General features: G+C 39.1%; 16 protein-coding genes. 13 read left to right on the top strand and 3 right to left on the bottom strand.

Going from position 1 to position 17,452, the window contains the following annotated elements:
• Positions 1-370: 370 nt before the first annotated feature.
• The 5 genes from ACLBWE_RS04920 to epmA all read left to right on the top strand — a co-directional run bounded on the left by ACLBWE_RS04920 (position 371) and on the right by epmA (position 6,329).
• Positions 371-2,779: an FdhF/YdeP family oxidoreductase gene (locus tag ACLBWE_RS04920; protein WP_447601518.1), complete on the top strand. Its 2,409-nt coding sequence runs from the start codon at positions 371-373 to the stop codon at positions 2,777-2,779.
• A gap of 78 nt (positions 2,780-2,857) precedes the next feature.
• Entirely contained in the window at positions 2,858-3,649 is a 792-nt protein-coding gene (gene fdhD / locus ACLBWE_RS04925) for a formate dehydrogenase accessory sulfurtransferase FdhD (protein WP_447601520.1), read from the top strand.
• A 143-nt stretch (positions 3,650-3,792) separates the two neighbouring features.
• Positions 3,793-4,185, top strand: coding sequence for a YkvA family protein (locus ACLBWE_RS04930; protein ID WP_004643806.1), 393 nt, complete (start codon positions 3,793-3,795; stop codon positions 4,183-4,185).
• A 105-nt stretch (positions 4,186-4,290) separates the two neighbouring features.
• Positions 4,291-5,358, top strand: coding sequence for a 4-phosphoerythronate dehydrogenase (locus ACLBWE_RS04935; protein ID WP_447601522.1), 1,068 nt, complete (start codon positions 4,291-4,293; stop codon positions 5,356-5,358).
• Positions 5,355-6,329: an EF-P lysine aminoacylase EpmA gene (gene epmA / locus ACLBWE_RS04940; RefSeq protein ID WP_447601524.1), complete on the top strand. Its 975-nt coding sequence runs from the start codon at positions 5,355-5,357 to the stop codon at positions 6,327-6,329. The genes ACLBWE_RS04935 and epmA overlap by 4 nt, the downstream gene beginning before the upstream one ends.
• 58 nt (positions 6,330-6,387) lie before the next feature.
• Here the strand turns inward: epmA and ACLBWE_RS04945 are convergent, their stop codons facing one another.
• Positions 6,388-7,377, bottom strand: a complete 990-nt coding sequence (locus ACLBWE_RS04945; protein ID WP_092709515.1) for a Tim44 domain-containing protein — start codon at positions 7,375-7,377, stop codon at positions 6,388-6,390.
• An 82-nt stretch (positions 7,378-7,459) separates the two neighbouring features.
• The gene (radA, locus tag ACLBWE_RS04950; protein ID WP_092709518.1) at positions 7,460-8,848 is read right to left on the bottom strand and encodes a DNA repair protein RadA; all 1,389 of its coding nucleotides are present in this window, start codon (positions 8,846-8,848) and stop codon (positions 7,460-7,462) included.
• A 488-nt stretch (positions 8,849-9,336) separates the two neighbouring features.
• On the opposite strand from radA, the gene ACLBWE_RS04955 reads away from it, so the two are divergent.
• From ACLBWE_RS04955 to ACLBWE_RS04975, 5 genes are all read left to right on the top strand, one after another.
• Positions 9,337-10,743, top strand: a complete 1,407-nt coding sequence (locus ACLBWE_RS04955; protein ID WP_004643801.1) for an amino acid permease — start codon at positions 9,337-9,339, stop codon at positions 10,741-10,743.
• 140 nt (positions 10,744-10,883) lie between these two features.
• A complete protein-coding gene (gene lptM, locus ACLBWE_RS04960; RefSeq protein WP_004643800.1) occupies positions 10,884-11,108 on the top strand; it encodes an LPS translocon maturation chaperone LptM in 225 nt (74 codons plus the stop codon).
• A gap of 22 nt (positions 11,109-11,130) precedes the next feature.
• The gene (gene lysA, locus ACLBWE_RS04965) at positions 11,131-12,381 is read left to right on the top strand and encodes a diaminopimelate decarboxylase (protein WP_004643799.1); all 1,251 of its coding nucleotides are present in this window, start codon (positions 11,131-11,133) and stop codon (positions 12,379-12,381) included.
• Between the two features lie 5 nt (positions 12,382-12,386).
• Entirely contained in the window at positions 12,387-13,232 is an 846-nt protein-coding gene (gene dapF / locus ACLBWE_RS04970) for a diaminopimelate epimerase (protein WP_003650169.1), read from the top strand.
• Positions 13,233-13,334: 102 nt separating this feature from the next.
• Positions 13,335-13,940 (top strand): alpha/beta fold hydrolase, encoded by a 606-nt coding sequence (locus ACLBWE_RS04975; RefSeq protein ID WP_447601529.1) that lies wholly within the window; start codon positions 13,335-13,337, stop codon positions 13,938-13,940.
• 48 nt (positions 13,941-13,988) lie between these two features.
• Here the strand turns inward: ACLBWE_RS04975 and ACLBWE_RS04980 are convergent, their stop codons facing one another.
• Positions 13,989-14,612, bottom strand: a complete 624-nt coding sequence (locus tag ACLBWE_RS04980; RefSeq protein WP_439914482.1) for a LysE family transporter — start codon at positions 14,610-14,612, stop codon at positions 13,989-13,991.
• Between the two features lie 173 nt (positions 14,613-14,785).
• On the opposite strand from ACLBWE_RS04980, the gene xerA reads away from it, so the two are divergent.
• The 3 genes from xerA (at position 14,786) to ACLBWE_RS04995 (ending at position 17,450) form a co-directional block, all read left to right on the top strand.
• Entirely contained in the window at positions 14,786-15,679 is an 894-nt protein-coding gene (xerA, locus tag ACLBWE_RS04985; protein WP_447601893.1) for a site-specific tyrosine recombinase/integron integrase, read from the top strand.
• Positions 15,669-16,250, top strand: a complete 582-nt coding sequence (locus ACLBWE_RS04990) for a phosphohydrolase (RefSeq protein ID WP_447601531.1) — start codon at positions 15,669-15,671, stop codon at positions 16,248-16,250. The genes xerA and ACLBWE_RS04990 overlap by 11 nt, the downstream gene beginning before the upstream one ends.
• A 450-nt stretch (positions 16,251-16,700) precedes the next feature.
• Entirely contained in the window at positions 16,701-17,450 is a 750-nt protein-coding gene (locus tag ACLBWE_RS04995; RefSeq protein WP_447601533.1) for an electron transfer flavoprotein subunit beta/FixA family protein, read from the top strand.
• The last annotated feature ends 2 nt before the right edge of the window (positions 17,451-17,452 follow it).

Consider the following 17,452-nt stretch of genomic DNA (forward strand, 5'->3'; position numbering starts at 1 on the left):
TAATTTATACTGCTTAAACCAATAAAAACCTACTTAAAATGACGTAAATTTCAGTTCATCGCACCATTTCTATTTGTGAAAAATATAAAGTTAATTATGTTTTTATCTGTAAAAAATAGATCTTTCTGAGGTTAAGGCATTGTTATTATTTAATTTAAATGATTTTTTAGATTTGGCTAAATTATTGTAATTATAAAAAATATGGCACATATTATAAGAACGATTGAGCCAGCTTTTAAAATATTGGGAATAGCATAAAAAGCGGACTCTACCCATAAGCTAGACAGCAGATAGCGTAGATATAACCATAATTAAATTGTGAATTTATTGCTTCTGTTGAATGTGTAAAAAGAAATAAGAGGATGACAAAGTGGATAATTCTGAAGAACAAAAGCATATACAAGAAAATAACGGCTTTGCGCGAATTGAACCCTACACTCATCCTGCTGGGGGATGGGGGGCACTACTCAGTGTCGCTCGAAATCTAAAACGACAAGATATTTTAAAAAAAGGTTCGATTACCTTACTCAATATTAACCAGCCTACAGGCTTTGATTGTCCGGGCTGCGCATGGCCTGAAAAGAAAAATGCTCATGCGTTTAATTTCTGTGAAAACGGAGCAAAAGCGGTTGCCTTTGAAGCAACCAGTAAAACAGTTACTCCTGAATATTTTGCAGGTCATACAGTCAGTTGGTTGTCCGAACAAAGTGATTTTTTTCTTGAAGACTTAGGGCGTTTAACCGATCCAGTTCGCTACGATGCGGCAACCGATAAATATGTAGCAATTTCATGGGATGAAGCATTTCAGATTATTGCTAAACATCTTCATGCGCTAGACAACCCAGACCAAGCTGCATTTTATACGTCTGGTCGCGCTAGCAACGAAGCGGCATTTCTATATCAACTGTTTGTGCGAAGCTTTGGTACAAATAACTTTCCAGATTGTTCGAACATGTGCCATGAAACGACAAGCGTTGGACTGCTTGATTCGATTGGTTTAGGAAAGGGCACAGTCACCCTAGAAGACTTTGATTTAGCCGATGCAATTTTTAGTTTTGGGCATAATCCCGGAACCAATCACCCACGTATGTTAGGTACTTTGCGTGAAGTGTCTAAACGTGGTGGCAACATTGTTGCGATTAACCCAATTAAAGAACGAGGACTTGAACGTTTCCAAGACCCACAAGCACCGCTTGAAATGATGACCAACGGCAGTACCCCAATTAGTCGTTATTATTTCCAACCTAAAATTGGTGGTGACTACGCACTGATGTTAGGAATTTTAAAGCACTTAAATCAGTGGGATAAAAAGGCGCTTGCTTCAGGTAAACCAAGTGTTTTTGACCGAAACTTTATTGCGGTCAATACCATTGGTTTTGATGAAATGATTGCTGAGGTTGAAAAAACTGAATGGGCAGATATTTATAAACATTCAGGTTTGTCTGCTGAACATTTAGAAAAACTAGCCAAACTCTTTTTAGAGTCTGAGCGTTCAATTTTTTGTTGGGGTATGGGAATTACCCAGCATCGCCACGGAACTGCCAATGTACATATGTTAGCGAATTTATTGTTGGCTCGTGGGCAAATTGGCAGGCCAGGTGCAGGGCTATGTCCAGTTCGTGGGCACAGTAATGTGCAAGGCGACCGAACCATGGGCATTAATGAACTACCTAGCCCTAAATTACTAGACAACATTGACCGCGTGTTTGGGATTAAATCCCCTAGAAAAAATGGACATGGTGTCGTCGAAACCATTAAAGCCATGGCTGAAGGCGAGGTCAAAGTCTTTATTGGTCTAGGCGGAAACTTTGCAGTTGCAACCCCTGATACACCGTATACCCAAGAAGCACTTAGAAAGTGTAATTTAACCGTTCATGTTGCAACTAAGTTAAATCGTAGCCATTTGGTTTGTGGTAAAGATGCACTCATTTTACCTTGTTTAGGGCGTACCGAAATTGATGAGCAACTTCATGGCCCGCAAGCAATTTCAGTCGAAGATTCGATGAGTAATATTCATTTATCGGCAGGGCGTAATACTCCAATTTCTGAAAATATTTTATCTGAGCCAGACATTGTGGCAAGAATGGCAGAGGCGGTGTTACCAGATAGTCAAATTAAATGGAAATGGTACATCGAAAGCTATGACCGTATTCGTGATTCAATTGCCGATGTTTTTGATGAATTCCATGATTTTAATTTACGGGTCTATGAACCAGGTGGATTCCATTTAGAGCATCCAGCCAATCAGCACATCTGGAATACAAAAAGTGGTAAAGCACAGTTTATGATTACGCCACTTAATGAAGTCTATGGCGATAAAGAAAATCAATATGCTGCTGCCTATACCGAGAGTAAAGTTTATACCTTAATGACGACTCGTTCTCACGATCAGTACAACACGACGCTATATGGTCTTGATGACCGTTACCGTGGGGTCTTTGGTCAACGCCGTGTATTGTTTATGAATCAGGCCGATATTGATGAAGCTGGCTTCGAAGCAAACCAGTGGGTCGATATTGAAAGTGTTTTCTCGGATGGCGTTAAACGTATTGTGCATAGTTTCCGAATTGTGCCTTACAACATTCCACGGGGCAGCTTAGCCGCTTACTATCCGGAAACCAATCCTTTAGTGGCTTTAAGCAGTCATGATAAATATGCCAAGATTCCGGCTTCAAAAAGTGTTCCTGTGATTTTGCATGCCGGTGATGCACCTGAACACTTTAATTTGGCAACAGCAGTTGACCCTGAAGATGCAGATAGAAAAGTAAGCAGCCTTTAAATCAAAGGTGATATTAGAAATGTAATTGAAACAGATGGCGCTCCCAAAAGGCGCCATTCCAATATAAAGGAAATTATTTTGACACCACATTCTTATGGAGTTGAAACATTACAAGTACAGCGGTTTAACAAAACCGAATCTGAAAGTGTTTTAGATAATATTGTTCAAGAGTATCCAATTGCTTTGGTATATAACGGTATTTCTCATGCAGTGATGATGGCAACACCTACTGATGTGAGTTTGTTTGCTAAAGGTTTTAGTCTGTCCGAAGGAATTTTAACAAGCTTAAAAGAACTGTATGCCATTGAGGTGCATCAAAGTGAATTAGGTATTGAAGTCGAAATGACGATTTCATCTAGAGCATTTGCCACATTAAAAGAACGTAGACGAATGATGGTTGGGCGTACGGGCTGTGGTTTATGTGGTATTGAGAGCTTAGAGCAATTTCATCTCGATGTTCCTAAAATTACCACCGAACCTTCTAAAGAATGGCTTGCGCAAATTCCGATGGCGATTGCTCATTTAAAGAATCGGCAAGAAATTACTGCTTTAACTGGAGGCGCTCATGCAGCAGCTTGGGTTGTTGACGGCCAAATTGTCGCTTTATTTGAAGATGTGGGACGTCACAATGCTTTAGACAAATTACTCGGTTATTTAGCACAAGAAAACTATGACACCAGTTTGGGTTTTGTTGTCATGACCAGTCGTGCAAGCTATGAATTAATTCGTAAATGCGCTCAGCTCAATATAGGTTTATTGGCTTCAATTTCAGCTCCAACCAGCATGGCTATTCGGCTGGCAAAAATATCGGGTCTAACTTTGGCTAGTTTTTGTCGTGGTGATGGCTTTGTTTTATATACCGAAGTATGAAGCCTTAAAATAACCATTAAATAAACTCTCATTTAAAGAATGATCAAAAAGATAGAAATTTACATTTCTATTTTTTCTAATTTTAAGCTAGGCATGAGTTTTATACTTTATTATCAGACTTCGGTAGGTCGGAGTGTGTCCCAGTGTCTTGGTTGCAGTCTCTAAAAGATTGGGCAAAACGTCTAAAAAAACAAATTATTATGTTGTGGTTTGCATCAAAGCACCCGCAAATGCCGTTGTTACCAAAAATTATTGCTATTGTAGCGGTAGCTTATGCCTTTAGTCCCATTGATTTAATTCCAGATTTTATTCCTGTTTTGGGTTTACTTGATGAAGCTTTAATTTTACCAATACTCATTTGGTTAGCCGTTCGCTTTACACCCAAACATGTCATTTTAGAGGCAGAACAACAAGCTGAAGAATGGCTTGAACAACAAGAACGCCGTCCTCAAAATTATTTGGTTGCTGTGTTGATTATTCTAGTTTGGATAACTTTGGCTGTGATGGCTTATTTCTATTTTGGCGGTGGTTTATAAGTTCTCAAGGTTCAAGATATAGAGTACTAATTTAAAGGCATTAACATTGTACTTTGCTACAACTCAAAGGATAATAACGTTTTTATAAGCTATGAGTTGCAGACAATGAAAATCGTCGCAGATGAAAATTTGGCATTTACCGATTACTTTTTTTCAGAGTTTGGCGATATTCAACACCATGCAGGGCGTACCTTAACTCATGCAGATGTAAAAGATGCTCAAGCTTTATTGGTTCGTTCGGTAACAGCAGTTAACGAGATTTTAATCCGAGACACTTCAATAAAATATGTAGGTAGTGCCACAATTGGTACCGATCATTTAGATATTTCAGCATTAGAAAAACAAGGAATTACGTGGGCAAATGCAGCAGGTTGTAATGCCCAAGCGGTTGCTGAATATGTCATTACTGCTTTATTGCATTTAGATGCTAACCTTTTAGAACAACAAGAAAAATTTACCCTAGGCATTGTTGGGCTTGGAAACGTGGGTAAACGTTTAGCATATATGGCTCAGTTGCTTGGCTGGCGTGTGATTGGCTTTGATCCATATGTACAGTTAGATTCAATTGAAAATGTAAGCTTAGAAACGCTCTTGCAACAAACGAATGCAATTTCAATTCATGTGCCTTTAACTAAAAATTGTGAGCATGCGACGTATCATCTTTTTGATGAGCAAGCTTTTGCAGCACTTCAACCTAATACAATTTTAATTAATAGTGCGCGTGGTCCAGTCGTTAAAGAAGCGGCTTTAATCGAAGATATTCAGCGTACCAAACGTAAAGTTGTGCTCGATGTATTTGAGCACGAACCAGTCATATCAGAAGAGCTTATAGATATGTTGGCTTTGGCAACACCGCATATTGCTGGTTATAGCCTCGAAGGGAAGGCCCGCGGTACGCAAATGATTTACGAAGCATTTTGCCAAAAGTTTGGATTCGCTATAAATAAGCGTTTCGAGACACAATTGCCTGCGTGCGAAGATTATTTTTCAGGTAATGATTTAAAGGCTGTGTTAAAGCAAAAATTAACTCAAATTTATGATATTGCTCAAGACGATGCCAACATACGTGCTTGTATTAAAGACGGCAAAGTAGAGCAAAAAGCATTTGATTTATTACGTAAGAACTATCCGCTGCGTCGCGAGTGGGCAGCACATGGAGGGCCGCAGGCATGAGTTTAAGTTATCAACCTACTTGTTCAATTGATGCCTTAAAAGCTCGTGCCAAGCTCTATACCCAAATCCGCCAGTTTTTTGCAGAACGTGGCGTCATGGAAGTTGAAACACCGATTGTTTCACAGGCAGGTGTCACCGATGTGCATTTAGCTTCTGTTCAAGCTTTGCGTCATATCAATGGCAAATTGCAAACTCAATATTTACAGACTTCACCTGAGTTTGCTATGAAACGGTTACTGGCGAGTGGCAGTGGGCCGATTTACCAGATTTGTAAGGTTTTTCGAGATGATGAACACGGGCGTAAACACAATAGTGAATTTACGATGCTTGAATGGTACCGCCCGAGTTTTGATCTAAAAGCTTTAATGCATGAAACCGCCGATTTATTGCAAAGCTGTTTGCAGCATCGTTTTGGTGAGGTTCGTCCGTTTATTCTAAGTTATAAACATGCCTTTCAGGACCGTTTAGACATTAACCCATTACAAGCAACGTTGAAGCAACTCAAAGATACTGCAAATCGTGTGGGCTTAAACCTTGATTTAGGTGATGACCGTTTAGCTTATATCGATTTGTTATTCTCGCATTTTGTTGAACCAAGTTTGGGGTTTGATGCACCTGTCTTTTTAACTGACTTTCCACCAGAAATGGCATCTTTGGCAAAGGTAAAACTTGATGAAGATGGGGAAGAGGTTGCTGCCCGTTTTGAGGTTTATATTGAAGGTTTAGAGCTGGCAAATGCCTATGACGAATTGCTTGATGCAGAGGTGTTACGTTCACGCTTTGAAGCAGACAATGCAGAGCGGGTTAAGCAAGGGTTGCATGTCATGCCTTTAGATGAACATCTATTAGCTGCTTTACCTCATATGCCAGAATGTTCAGGAATTGCTTTAGGGGTGGACCGTCTATTAATGGTTGCAATGGATCAGGTCAAAATTGAAAAAGTCATTACATTCCCAGCAGACATTGCTTAAAAACTAACAAATAAAAAAGCCACAATATTGTGGCTTTTTTATTTAGAGCTTATTCAATTTAAGCTTGTTGAATACCTGCAACAACCCAGTCTTGCTGAGAGCCAGCAGGTTTAACAAAGTGCCAGATTTCAGTAAATGGTTGTGGCAAGCTGTTTAAATCTTCACTCACATTACCTGTGAAGCGTACGCTCACAACGTATTGACCATTTTCAGTCGCACTGTCTACAACCATCGCATTCAGATTGCTAAACTCAGCAACGTCTTGGTCTTGGTTTTCCATGATGTCGTTATACATAGAAGTATAAAGTTCTGGTGTTAAGTAACGGCGAATTTCTTCAATGTTACTTGCAGTATTCATCGATTGGATGTGGTTAAAACGTTGACGTGCAATACGCAAGAACGCAGCTGGTTCACTACCGTCTGGAAGTTGGTTGCCATTGCTAGTTGTTACACCGCCAAAAGGAGCTTGAGTTGCAGCACCACCAGTCACAGACTGACCAAAGATGTTTGTATTATCCCCAGCATTACGTGGTGTCGCTTGTGGTGCAGCAGAACGGCCAAATGGGTTTTGACCGCCGTTGTTTGGTGCGTAAGGATTATTACCCGCTAATTTTTTTTTTGCGCCCAATTTGCGGAAAACAAAAAAGGCTAAAGCTGCTGCAAGTAATACCCAAATCCAGCCAGGAATTCCGCCTTTCTTCTCTTCTTGTGCTTGAGCAGCTTGGTCTGTTCCAGCTTGAGTTGCTTGATGTTCAGTTGATGTTGGTTTGTCATCAGCTAAAGCATTTGCTGCAACAGCACCTACGGCAGCACCAGCCACACCAGCTGCAACCATTGAACCAACGCCTGGACCAGATCTTTGAGGTGCAGTAGCAGGTTGTTGAGCAGGAGTCACTTGACGAGGTTGTTGATAAGACTGGCTTGAAGTAGTCGAGCGTGCCATACCGTGGCTTTTACCACCACCTGCACGTTTAGCTTCAGCAAGAGGCGAAATCGCTAAAGCAGCCATTAAAATACCGGTAATCAAGCCACGCTGGTGTACTTCCATAGGAAATTCCTGTTTAAAATTAAATTGTAATAGTATTTATGAAGGTATTTGCGCTAAATTTCAACTATAAAAGTATGTTTTTTTATGTCAATTCATCACTAAGTTGCATTGCTTCGGTCAATGCTTCATGCAGGCGGGCAACCGCAATGACTTGTACGCCTGGAATTGCTTTTTGCGGCGCATTACCTCTTGGTAAAATGACATATTTAAAGCCATGTTTTGCAGCTTCTTTTAAACGCTCTTGACCATTAGGGACTGGACGAATTTCACCCGAAAGACCAACTTCGCCAAAAACTGCAAGCTGCTGAGGTAAAGCTTTAGTACGTAAACTTGAAGCGCATGCTAACAAAACTGCTAAATCGGAACCTGTTTCGGTAATTTTTAAGCCACCCACAATATTGACATAGACGTCTTGCCCCGTGGTTTGGACACCGCCATGACGATGCATTACAGCAAGCAACATGTTTAAACGGTTTTGTTCAAGACCTAATGCGACACGTCGTGGTTGTCCTTGAGCATCGTCAACTAAAGCTTGTACTTCGACCAAAAGAGGACGAGTCCCTTCACGGCTAATCATGACAATTGAACCGGGGATCGCTTCATCATAACGACTCAAGAAAATGGCAGAAGGGTTAGCAACTTCACGTAACCCTTTATCTGTCATGGCAAATACACCAAGTTCATTGACCGCACCAAAACGGTTTTTAACAGCACGAATCATTCGATAGCGTGAGTCGGATTGACCTTCAAAGTAAAGTACACAATCCACCATGTGCTCTAAAACACGAGGGCCAGCAAGTGCACCTTCTTTGGTCACATGACCAACAAGAAATAGCGCCGTGCCACTATTTTTTGCATAACGTGTAAGTAATGCAGCAGATTCACGAATTTGAGAAACACCACCTGGTGCCGATTGAAGTGTTTCGGTGTAAAGCGTTTGAATAGAATCTAAAATAGCCACCGCAGGCTTTTCTTGTTCTAAAACCTCACAAATTCGTTCTACACAGGTTTCGGCCATGGCTTTTAATTTGTCAGTAGGCAAATCAAGACGTTGAGCACGAAGAGCAACCTGAGATAAAGATTCTTCACCCGTAATATAAAGTGCAGAGCTTTTCGCGCTTGCCATGTGGGTCGCTGTTTGTAACAGAATGGTCGATTTACCAATACCGGGGTCACCGCCGATTAGTACAACTGAACCAGTAACTAAGCCTCCGCCAAGTACACGATCAAATTCGCTAATCCCTGTCTGTAAGCGGGTTTCATGGGAAACTGAGACTTTATTGAGTGTTGTAATATTGGCAGCTTGGCCTGCATAGCCCCCAGTTTTGGGACGTGCTCGGTGTGCAGTGGTTGGTTCAACTCTGACTTCACTAAGACAATTCCATTCACCACACTCTGAACATTGACCTGCCCATTTAAGATGATCGGCACCACATTGTTCGCAACGGTAAACAGTTTTGACTTTGCTCATATTCGACTTCAGTTAAAAACTTCTTAATTAATAATAGAAACGGAGTATAACAAAACCAAAATAGAGAATCAGTTTTGAAGTGGAATACATTTTGCTTAATTTAAAATAACGAAAATATCAGGTCATTGTCATGTGTTAGATAATTTAAAAGATTAAGGTCGAGCAGGGGTATTTTTAATAAACAGATGAATGACTGAAATGAAATTGAATATTAGAAAAACGGTCAATTGAATCGTCTTTTTAATTTAAAAATCAGACAAGTTCAAGTCATGTTTTTAGACCGTAAAGTGCGTTGTATTGCTATGGGCTTGTGCGTATTATCAGATTTAATTGTATGTAGCTTGAAATCATCAGCAATACAGATAAAAATCGGTTAGCTGAAAAGTTATCAAAAAATATACATTTAAAAGATACCTGCAAATGGTGCGATATCGTCTTTTTGATTTTAGCTAACGGACTAAAAAAAATTACTGGAGTGTATTGATAAGATGTCGAATCAAAATCTGAGTGAGTCTCATGAACAAGGTGAGCTCCATCGTAGCCTCTCAAATCGGCATTTACAGCTGATCGCGATTGGCGGTGCAATTGGTACGGGATTGTTTATGGGATCAGGCAAAACAATTAGTCTTGCTGGCCCATCAATCTTATTCATTTATCTGATCATTGGTGTGATGGTGTTTTTTGTCATGCGTGCGCTTGGCGAATTACTTCTTTCAAATCTTGCCTATAAATCATTTATTGATTTCACAACAGATTTAATCGGCCCATGGGCAGGTTATTTTGTAGGCTGGACGTATTGGCTATGCTGGATCACAATTGGTATTGCCGATCTGTCTGCAATTATCTATTACTTACAATTCTTCAATAATGGTCTACCTTTCTCGCCTGTCGAAGGTGCCATGATCAGTGTTGCGGCCATCGTATTCATTATGGGCTTGAACTTGTTAACGGTTCGCCTGTTTGGTGAGTTGGAGTTTTGGTTTGCACTCATCAAAATTCTAGCAATTATTATTTTAATTGCTGTGGGTTTATGGATGATCTTTACGGGCTTTACCTCTACTACAGGTGAAGTTGCTTCATTTACTCATCTTTGGGCTAATGGTGGTTTCTTCCCAACAGGGGTGCATGGTTTCTTAGCAGGCTTCCAGATTGCGATCTTTGCTTTCGTTGGTGTAGAGCTGGTTGGAACAACGGCTGCGGAAACTAAAGATCCTGAACGTAATTTGCCTAAAGCAATTAACTCAATTCCAATTCGTATCATTATTTTCTATGTGTTCGCATTAATTATTGTAATGTCAGTAACACCATGGAATCGAATTGATCCAGCCATCAGTCCATTTGTAAATTTGTTTAGTCAAGCAGGTGTTGCAGCAGCAGCAATCTTGATGAACTTAGTCGTATTGTCATCAGTGATGTCATCAATGAACAGTGGCGTGTTTTCAACAAGTCGTATGTTATTTGGTCTATCACGTGAAGACCAAGGACCTAAAGCTTTTGGTAAATTGAACAAACGTGCAGTACCTGCAAATGCATTGTATTTCTCTGCTGCGTGTTTATTGTTAGGTGCGGCTTTACAGTATTTTGTTCCAAATACCGTTGAGGCGTTTACGCTTGCAACAACACTTTCAACGATTCTGTTCATTTGTGTGTGGTTGTTAATTATCTGGAGTTACATCCGCTATTACACTACGCGTCCTGAACTACATGCAAAATCAACATTTAAATTGCCAGGTGGCTTATTTACGTGTTGGATCACCATTATTTTCTTTGTTGGCATGATTTACGTGTTGTCTTTAGAGCCAGATACGTTTAAAGCGCTTAAAGTCAGTCCAATCTGGTTTATTATCTTGCTCATTGGTTATTTCTTCTTCTATAAACCACGCAATAAAAAATAATTAAACTTATTTGGTTATGACTAAACGCCAGCTGAAAAGCTGGCGTTTTTTATGCATATTGTTTTTCTCTTTAAGTTTACTCTTTAGCCGCTTGCATGATCACGGTATACTGCATCGAATTGTTTAAATCAGGTGCTCAGATGCGTCGTGTCATTTGCCTCATCAGTTTATTGAGCAGCAGTGTTTTGCTTAGTGCTTGTGGTCAGTCAGGAGTATTACAACTGCCTTCTGATCCAAATTATGACAAACGTGCAAAATACTTGCTCTATCGTAATAAAGAACCAAAACAAGTTGTGCAAAACGATGAAAAGGCTGATCAGTCAGTTGAATCATCATCAGCTCCAACCCAAACAACATCACCTTAAGCTTTGAAATAAGGACACATTCATGAGTTTCACCCGCATTAATGGAGTATTGCACGCAGAGCAATGTTCTCTGGAGCAGCTTGCGCAGCAATTTGGCACGCCGTTGTATGTTTATTCAAAAACAGCTTTTGAAAAACATTATCTAGATATGGATCGTGCTTTTGACTTTATTGATCATCAAATCTGTTTTGCGGTGAAATCTAACTCAAATTTGGCTGTTCTTAATGTATTGGCAAAACTTGGTGCGGGTTTTGATATCGTATCTGGTGGTGAGCTTGCACGTGTTTTAAAAGCGGGCGGGGATGCATCTAAAATTGTTTTTTCGGGTTTAGGCAAAACTGAAGTTGATATTGAAACATCATTAAATGCGGGTATTGCCTGCTTTAATGTAGAGTCATACGCAGAACTAGACCGCCTTCAAAAAGTTGCGGCTCGTTTGGGTAAGAAAGCTCCGATTTCTTTACGTGTAAATCCTGATGTAGATGCAAAAACACATCCTTATATTTCAACAGGTCTTAAAGAAAATAAATTTGGTATTCCAAGTGATACCGTTTATGAAACTTATCAATATGCTGCATCTTTACCCAACCTTGAGATTATTGGAATTGACTGCCACATCGGTTCGCAATTAACCGAGACTAAGCCATTTGTTGATGCTTTAGATCGTGTCATGTTGATGATTGATGAATTAAAAAAACTTGGCATCAATCTTAAACATATTGATATTGGTGGTGGTTTAGGGGTTTGTTATAAAGATGAGACACCGCCAAGTGTTGAAGAATATGCCAACTCAATGAAACCTGCTTTAGAAAAGTTAGGTCTTAAGGTTTATATGGAACCGGGCCGTAGCATTAGTGCAAATGCAGGTGTACTTTTAACAAAAGTTGATTTGCTTAAACCAACGAGCCACCGTAACTTTGCCATTATTGATGCTGCAATGAATGATTTGATTCGCCCTGCATTATATGAAGCGTGGATGGATATCCAACCTGTGGTACCAAGTTCAGATACTGAAGAAAAAACTTGGGATCTCGTTGGTGCAATCTGTGAGACAGGTGACTTCATTGGTAAAGATCGTTCATTGGCTTTAAAAGAAAATGACTTGTTAGCTGTTCTCGGTGCTGGTGCTTATGGTTTTGTAATGAGTTCAAATTACAATACACGTGGACGTGCCGCAGAAGTGATGGTGTCAGGCGATAAAGCTCATTTGATTCGTGAGCGTGAAACAGTTGAATCCCTTTGGGAAAAAGAACGTTTATTGCCTGAGGAGTAAATGAGATGTTATTAGAATTTACTAAAATGCATGGCTTAGGCAATGACTTTATGGTGGTTGATCTGATTAGCCAACGTGCTTATTTAGATACAGAAACAATTCAACGCTTAGCTGACCGTCATTTTGGTATTGGTTTTGATCAGCTATTGATTGTTGAACCACCAGATTTACCAGAAGCAGATTTTAAATATCGTATTTTTAATGCTGATGGTTCTGAAGTTGAACAGTGTGGTAACGGTGTCCGTTGTTTTGCTCGTTTTGTACATGAGCGTCATTTAACAAGCAAAACCAATATTACTGTTCAAACCAAAGCAGGTATTGTAAAGCCAGAACTGGGGCAGAATGGTTGGGTACGCGTGAATATGGGCTACCCGAAATTTTTACCAAATGAAATTCCATTTGTTGCTGAACAACCGGAAGCTTTATATACACTTGAGTTAGCCAACGACCAAAACATTAGTATTGATGTAGTCAATATGGGAAATCCTCACGCTGTAACTATTGTTCCAGATGTACTCACAGCAGATGTCGCTGGCATTGGCCCACAAGTTGAGTCACATAAACGTTTTCCTGAGCGTGTTAATGCTGGTTTTATGCAAGTAATTGATGAAAACCATGTGCGCCTTCGTGTATTTGAACGTGGTGTAGGTGAAACACTTGCATGTGGTACAGGTGCTTGTGCTGCTGCAGTCAGTGGTATGCGCCGTGGCTTACTTGCTAATTCTGTAGAAGTTGAATTGGCTGGTGGTAAGCTACAAATCGAATGGCAAGAAGGCGATGTGGTCTGGATGACTGGTCCAACAACCCATGTGTATGATGGGCGTTTGGATTTACGTTATTTCCAAGGCTAATAGCGTTACCTAAATAGAAGCCTCTTTTCATCAACTAAACTGATAAAAGAGGCTTTCTTTTATATGTACAATAATATTTGATTTAACTACTTTATAAGAAATATGAATAATTTAATTTTCTTACCTGGTGCATCAGGCAGTACGACTTTTTGGCATCCCTTAATTGAAAAACTACCTCAGCAGTATCATACAAAAATTATTGGTTATCCTGGCTTTGGAGATACACCAGAATCTGTAGAGGTCAAAAATTTTGAAGACTTAACAAACTATGTTCTTAATCAAATTAATGATGAGTCTGTAATTATTGCTCAATCTATGGGAGGAATTTTTGCTGTTGCCGCAGCGTTGCAAAAACCTCAACTGGTTAAAGGGCTGGTCTTGATTGCAACTTCCGGTGGAATTGATCTCTCTGCATTTAATATTCAAGATTGGCGTGAAGCATATCGCCAAGCCTTTTTAAAATATCCAGATTGGTTTGTTACTACCAATATTAACTATGAAGAATTTTTGTCAGATATAAGCGTCGAAACTTTACTAATTTGGGGCGACCAAGATCCAGTGAGTCCAGTTGAAGTGGGGACATACTTAAATCAGATATTTAAACGTTCAACATTGCATATTGTTAAAGGGGGAGATCATCAGTTGGCAGAAAAATATACAGATGAAGTTGCAATCCAAATAAAAGATTATTTAAAAAAGCCGAAGTAACTCTTTAAGTTATATTAAGCATGCTAGGTGCCAGCACGCTTTTTAGATTTACTTTTTGCTCAAAGCCAATTTCAAAGCAAACAACACAAAAATACTGCCTGTAATACGGTCCATATATTTCACAAATTTAGGTTGCTTTAGATAACGTGACAGTGGTTGCATGGCCAAAATTAATAGAGTTGACCATAACATTCCAATTACTACATGAATCATCACAAGCCCCATGACCCAAGTGACAGCCGATGCTTGTGGTGGAATAAATTGGGGAAGAAATGAAATATAAAAAATGCCGACTTTAGGATTAAGTAAATTACCCAAGAAACCTTTAATGAACCAATTTTGTGAAGTGGGTATATTTGAATTACTACCTTGCATATCTGCAAGTTGACTACGCGGTTTTAAAATCATATTCAAACCCAGCCATGCAAGATAAGCGGCCCCCATCCATTTCAATATATTAAAAGCCAAATCAGAAGCCATGAGCAAAGCACCCAGACCACAAGCAACTACAATTCCCCACGCGATACAACCAAGGCTAATACCTACTGCTGCTTGGAATGCTTTGGATTTACCTTCAAGTGTAGCGGTACGAATAATTAAAGTCGTATCTAGACCTGGTGTAAGGGTAAGTAAGGTAATCGCAATTAAGTAAGGAATGAGTATGGTGGTCATAGCAGCAAGGTTTCGACAAATACTTGAGCTAAAGTGTAATACATATATAAGGTAGTTAGCTGTTATGCTGTAAGATCTCAATTTTCCTGATCAACTACTTTTGGTACACTGAAAAAAATAAAATGAGCAAATAAATGGAGAGCAATTTGGATTTTGCATTACAACTGCTCTCAATGTGGTTAAAAGAAAGAAAAATTCAGAACCAGTCTGAGCACACGATTACGGCTTATGAAAGAGATGTTAAAAGCTTTCTTGAGTTTTGTGATCTCAAACAAATTGATTTAAGAAATGTTGAAGCTTCAGATTTACGTGAATATTTGGCCCAGCGTGTTGAGCAGGACCAGTTAAGTTCAAGCAGTATGCAGCGTCATCTCACTTCCATTCGCCAGTTCATGAAATGGGCAGAACAGGGAAAATATTTAGAAATTAATCCTACTGATGATTTTAAGCTCAAACGTCAGCCTAGACCTTTGCCCGGTATGATCGACATAGAAACGGTTAATCAGATTTTAGATCAACCTATGCCTGAAAAACCGGTTGATCAGCAACTGTGGTTACGTGATAAAGCCATGCTCGAGTTACTTTACTCAAGTGGTTTGCGTCTGGCTGAACTGCAAGGTTTAACAATTAAAGATATAGATTTTAACCGTCAACTGGTACGTATTACGGGTAAAGGAAATAAAACCCGTATTGTACCGTTTGGAAAAAAGGCGAAAGAAAGCCTATTGAATTGGCTAAAAATTTACAAAATCTGGAAAGGCCATTTTGATCAAAATGCTTTTGTTTTTATTTCTCAAAGAGGTGGCGTGTTAACCCCACGACAAATCGAAAAACGTGTAAAGCTTCAGGCGCAAAGAGCCAGTGTAAATGTGGATTTACATCCTCACTTATTGCGGCATTGTTTTGCTAGCCACATGTTATCAAGTAGTGGTGATTTACGCTCAGTTCAAGAAATGTTGGGACATAGTAATTTGTCTACAACACAAATTTATACGCATATTGATTTTGATCATTTGGCACAAGTCTATGATCGAGCTCATCCGAGAGCACAAAAGAATGAACACTAAAGAACGTTTGATTTTATCACTTGATCAAAATGCATTTGGACAATGTAGTATTTTTATTGAGACAATTTTGCAGGAATATCAAACTATTATTGATGCCGATTATCAAGGATACTTAAATCACTGTAAACGTGTTGCCGCATGTTGTTTAATATTAAGCCAAGATAGTCGTGAAGATACTATACGTAAAATAGCGATTGCAGTTGCCTTTCATGATATTGGGATATGGACAAGTAAAACAATTGATTATTTAGAGCCATCCGTCAAAGTGATGTTAAGTTATCTTACTTTGCATCGGTTATTAGATTGGCAAATAGAAATAACATTGATGATTACAGAGCATCATAAATTAACAAGGACAAAGTGTTCAGAATATCCATTGGTTGAATATTTTAGACAAGCTGATTATGCAGATTTTTCTTTAGGCTTATTGCGTTCAAATATTCCAAGAAGCGAGTTTAAAAAGTTAACGAGTCAATATCCAAACGCTGGATTCCATAAAACTCTAGTTTGTTTAGGGCTAAAACGTTTTTTACAAAAGCCTTGGAGTCCATTGCCTATGTTTAAATGGTAGTTTAATCTTTTGTTTTTAATAGAAATATATGCTGAAAAGATAAGTTGGTAATAGTCGATTACTTTTTATTTTTTTCAACATTTATTTTATGTATGTTCTTACTTTATTGCCAGTTTTTCAGAGTACTTTAAGTACTTTCATTGGGTGAGAAAATGATGTTTTTGTTGTTTTTCTCCTCACTAGAATTAGAGGGTTTTAAGCTGCCGTATTTTTTAAAATATCAAGAAATTCAAGGTTTAAAATTTGTTTAGCTTATTTGCTAAATTCATTGAGTGAATAAGCAATTTGAATTAGTGAACTGGGCATTTCATCTTTTTTATAGCAGTAGCGAAAATTGTGACTTGACCGAAATGCCAAACACATTGCAAGATAGGGTACCTAAAAAATTTTAATTGAAGAGTTAATATACTTTTCTCAACATTTACTTTTGCTAGAACAGCCGAGGATTACATGAAGGCTCTTGTTGCTGTAAAACGCGTGGTTGATGCCAACGTCAAAGTTCGTGTTAAGCCGGACAATAGTGGGGTTGACCTTACTAACGTTAAAATGTCAATTAACCCATTTTGTGAAATCGCAGTGGAAGAAGCGGTTCGCTTAAAAGAAAAAGGAACAGTATCAGAAATCGTTGTTGTTTCTGTTGGTCCTAAAGAAGCTCAAGAACAAATCCGTTCTGCAATGGCTTTGGGTGCAGACCGCGGTATTTTGGTTGAAACCACTCATGAAATTGGCGCTTTAGAAGTTGCTAAAATTTTAAAAGGTGTTGTTGATGCTGAAAAACCAGAACTTATCCTTCTTGGTAAACAAGCAATTGATGATGACTCTAACCAGGTAGGTCAAATGCTTGGCGCATTATTAGGTGCGGGTCAAGGTACATTCGCTTCTGAAGTGAAAGTTGATGGCGGCAAAGTACAAGTAACTCGTGAAGTTGACGGTGGTTTACAAACTGTTGAACTGGCACTTCCTGCAATCATTACAACTGACTTGCGTTTGAACGAGCCACGTTATGCAGCATTGCCTAACATCATGAAAGCTCGTAAGAAGCCACTTGATACTAAATCTCCTGCTGATTATGGCGTTACAGCTGGTACTAAGCTTAAAACTGTTAAAGTTGAAGCTCCAGCAGAACGTAAAGCTGGCGTACAAGTGAAATCTGTAGATGAGCTTGTTGAAAAATTGAAAAATGAAGCGAAAGTGATCTAATA

It is taken from the genome of Acinetobacter sp. M5A5_2a, assembly GCF_053345265.1.

What these genes read in the sequence shown, in the direction of transcription:
- ACLBWE_RS04980 (WP_439914482.1), bottom strand. Translation starts at nt 14,612, where the DNA reads ATGACCACCATACTCATTCCTTACTTAATTGCGATTACCTTACTTACC.
- ACLBWE_RS04945 (WP_092709515.1), bottom strand. Translation starts at nt 7,377, where the DNA reads ATGGAAGTACACCAGCGTGGCTTGATTACCGGTATTTTAATGGCTGCT.
- dapF (WP_003650169.1), top strand. Translation starts at nt 12,387, where the DNA reads ATGTTATTAGAATTTACTAAAATGCATGGCTTAGGCAATGACTTTATG.
- ACLBWE_RS04935 (WP_447601522.1), top strand. Translation starts at nt 4,291, where the DNA reads ATGAAAATCGTCGCAGATGAAAATTTGGCATTTACCGATTACTTTTTT.
- ACLBWE_RS04955 (WP_004643801.1), top strand. Translation starts at nt 9,337, where the DNA reads ATGTCGAATCAAAATCTGAGTGAGTCTCATGAACAAGGTGAGCTCCAT.
- radA (WP_092709518.1), bottom strand. Translation starts at nt 8,848, where the DNA reads ATGAGCAAAGTCAAAACTGTTTACCGTTGCGAACAATGTGGTGCCGAT.
- lysA (WP_004643799.1), top strand. Translation starts at nt 11,131, where the DNA reads ATGAGTTTCACCCGCATTAATGGAGTATTGCACGCAGAGCAATGTTCT.
- ACLBWE_RS04975 (WP_447601529.1), top strand. Translation starts at nt 13,335, where the DNA reads ATGAATAATTTAATTTTCTTACCTGGTGCATCAGGCAGTACGACTTTT.
- ACLBWE_RS04990 (WP_447601531.1), top strand. Translation starts at nt 15,669, where the DNA reads ATGAACACTAAAGAACGTTTGATTTTATCACTTGATCAAAATGCATTT.
- ACLBWE_RS04995 (WP_447601533.1), top strand. Translation starts at nt 16,701, where the DNA reads ATGAAGGCTCTTGTTGCTGTAAAACGCGTGGTTGATGCCAACGTCAAA.
- lptM (WP_004643800.1), top strand. Translation starts at nt 10,884, where the DNA reads ATGCGTCGTGTCATTTGCCTCATCAGTTTATTGAGCAGCAGTGTTTTG.
- xerA (WP_447601893.1), top strand. Translation starts at nt 14,786, where the DNA reads ATGTGGTTAAAAGAAAGAAAAATTCAGAACCAGTCTGAGCACACGATT.
- epmA (WP_447601524.1), top strand. Translation starts at nt 5,355, where the DNA reads ATGAGTTTAAGTTATCAACCTACTTGTTCAATTGATGCCTTAAAAGCT.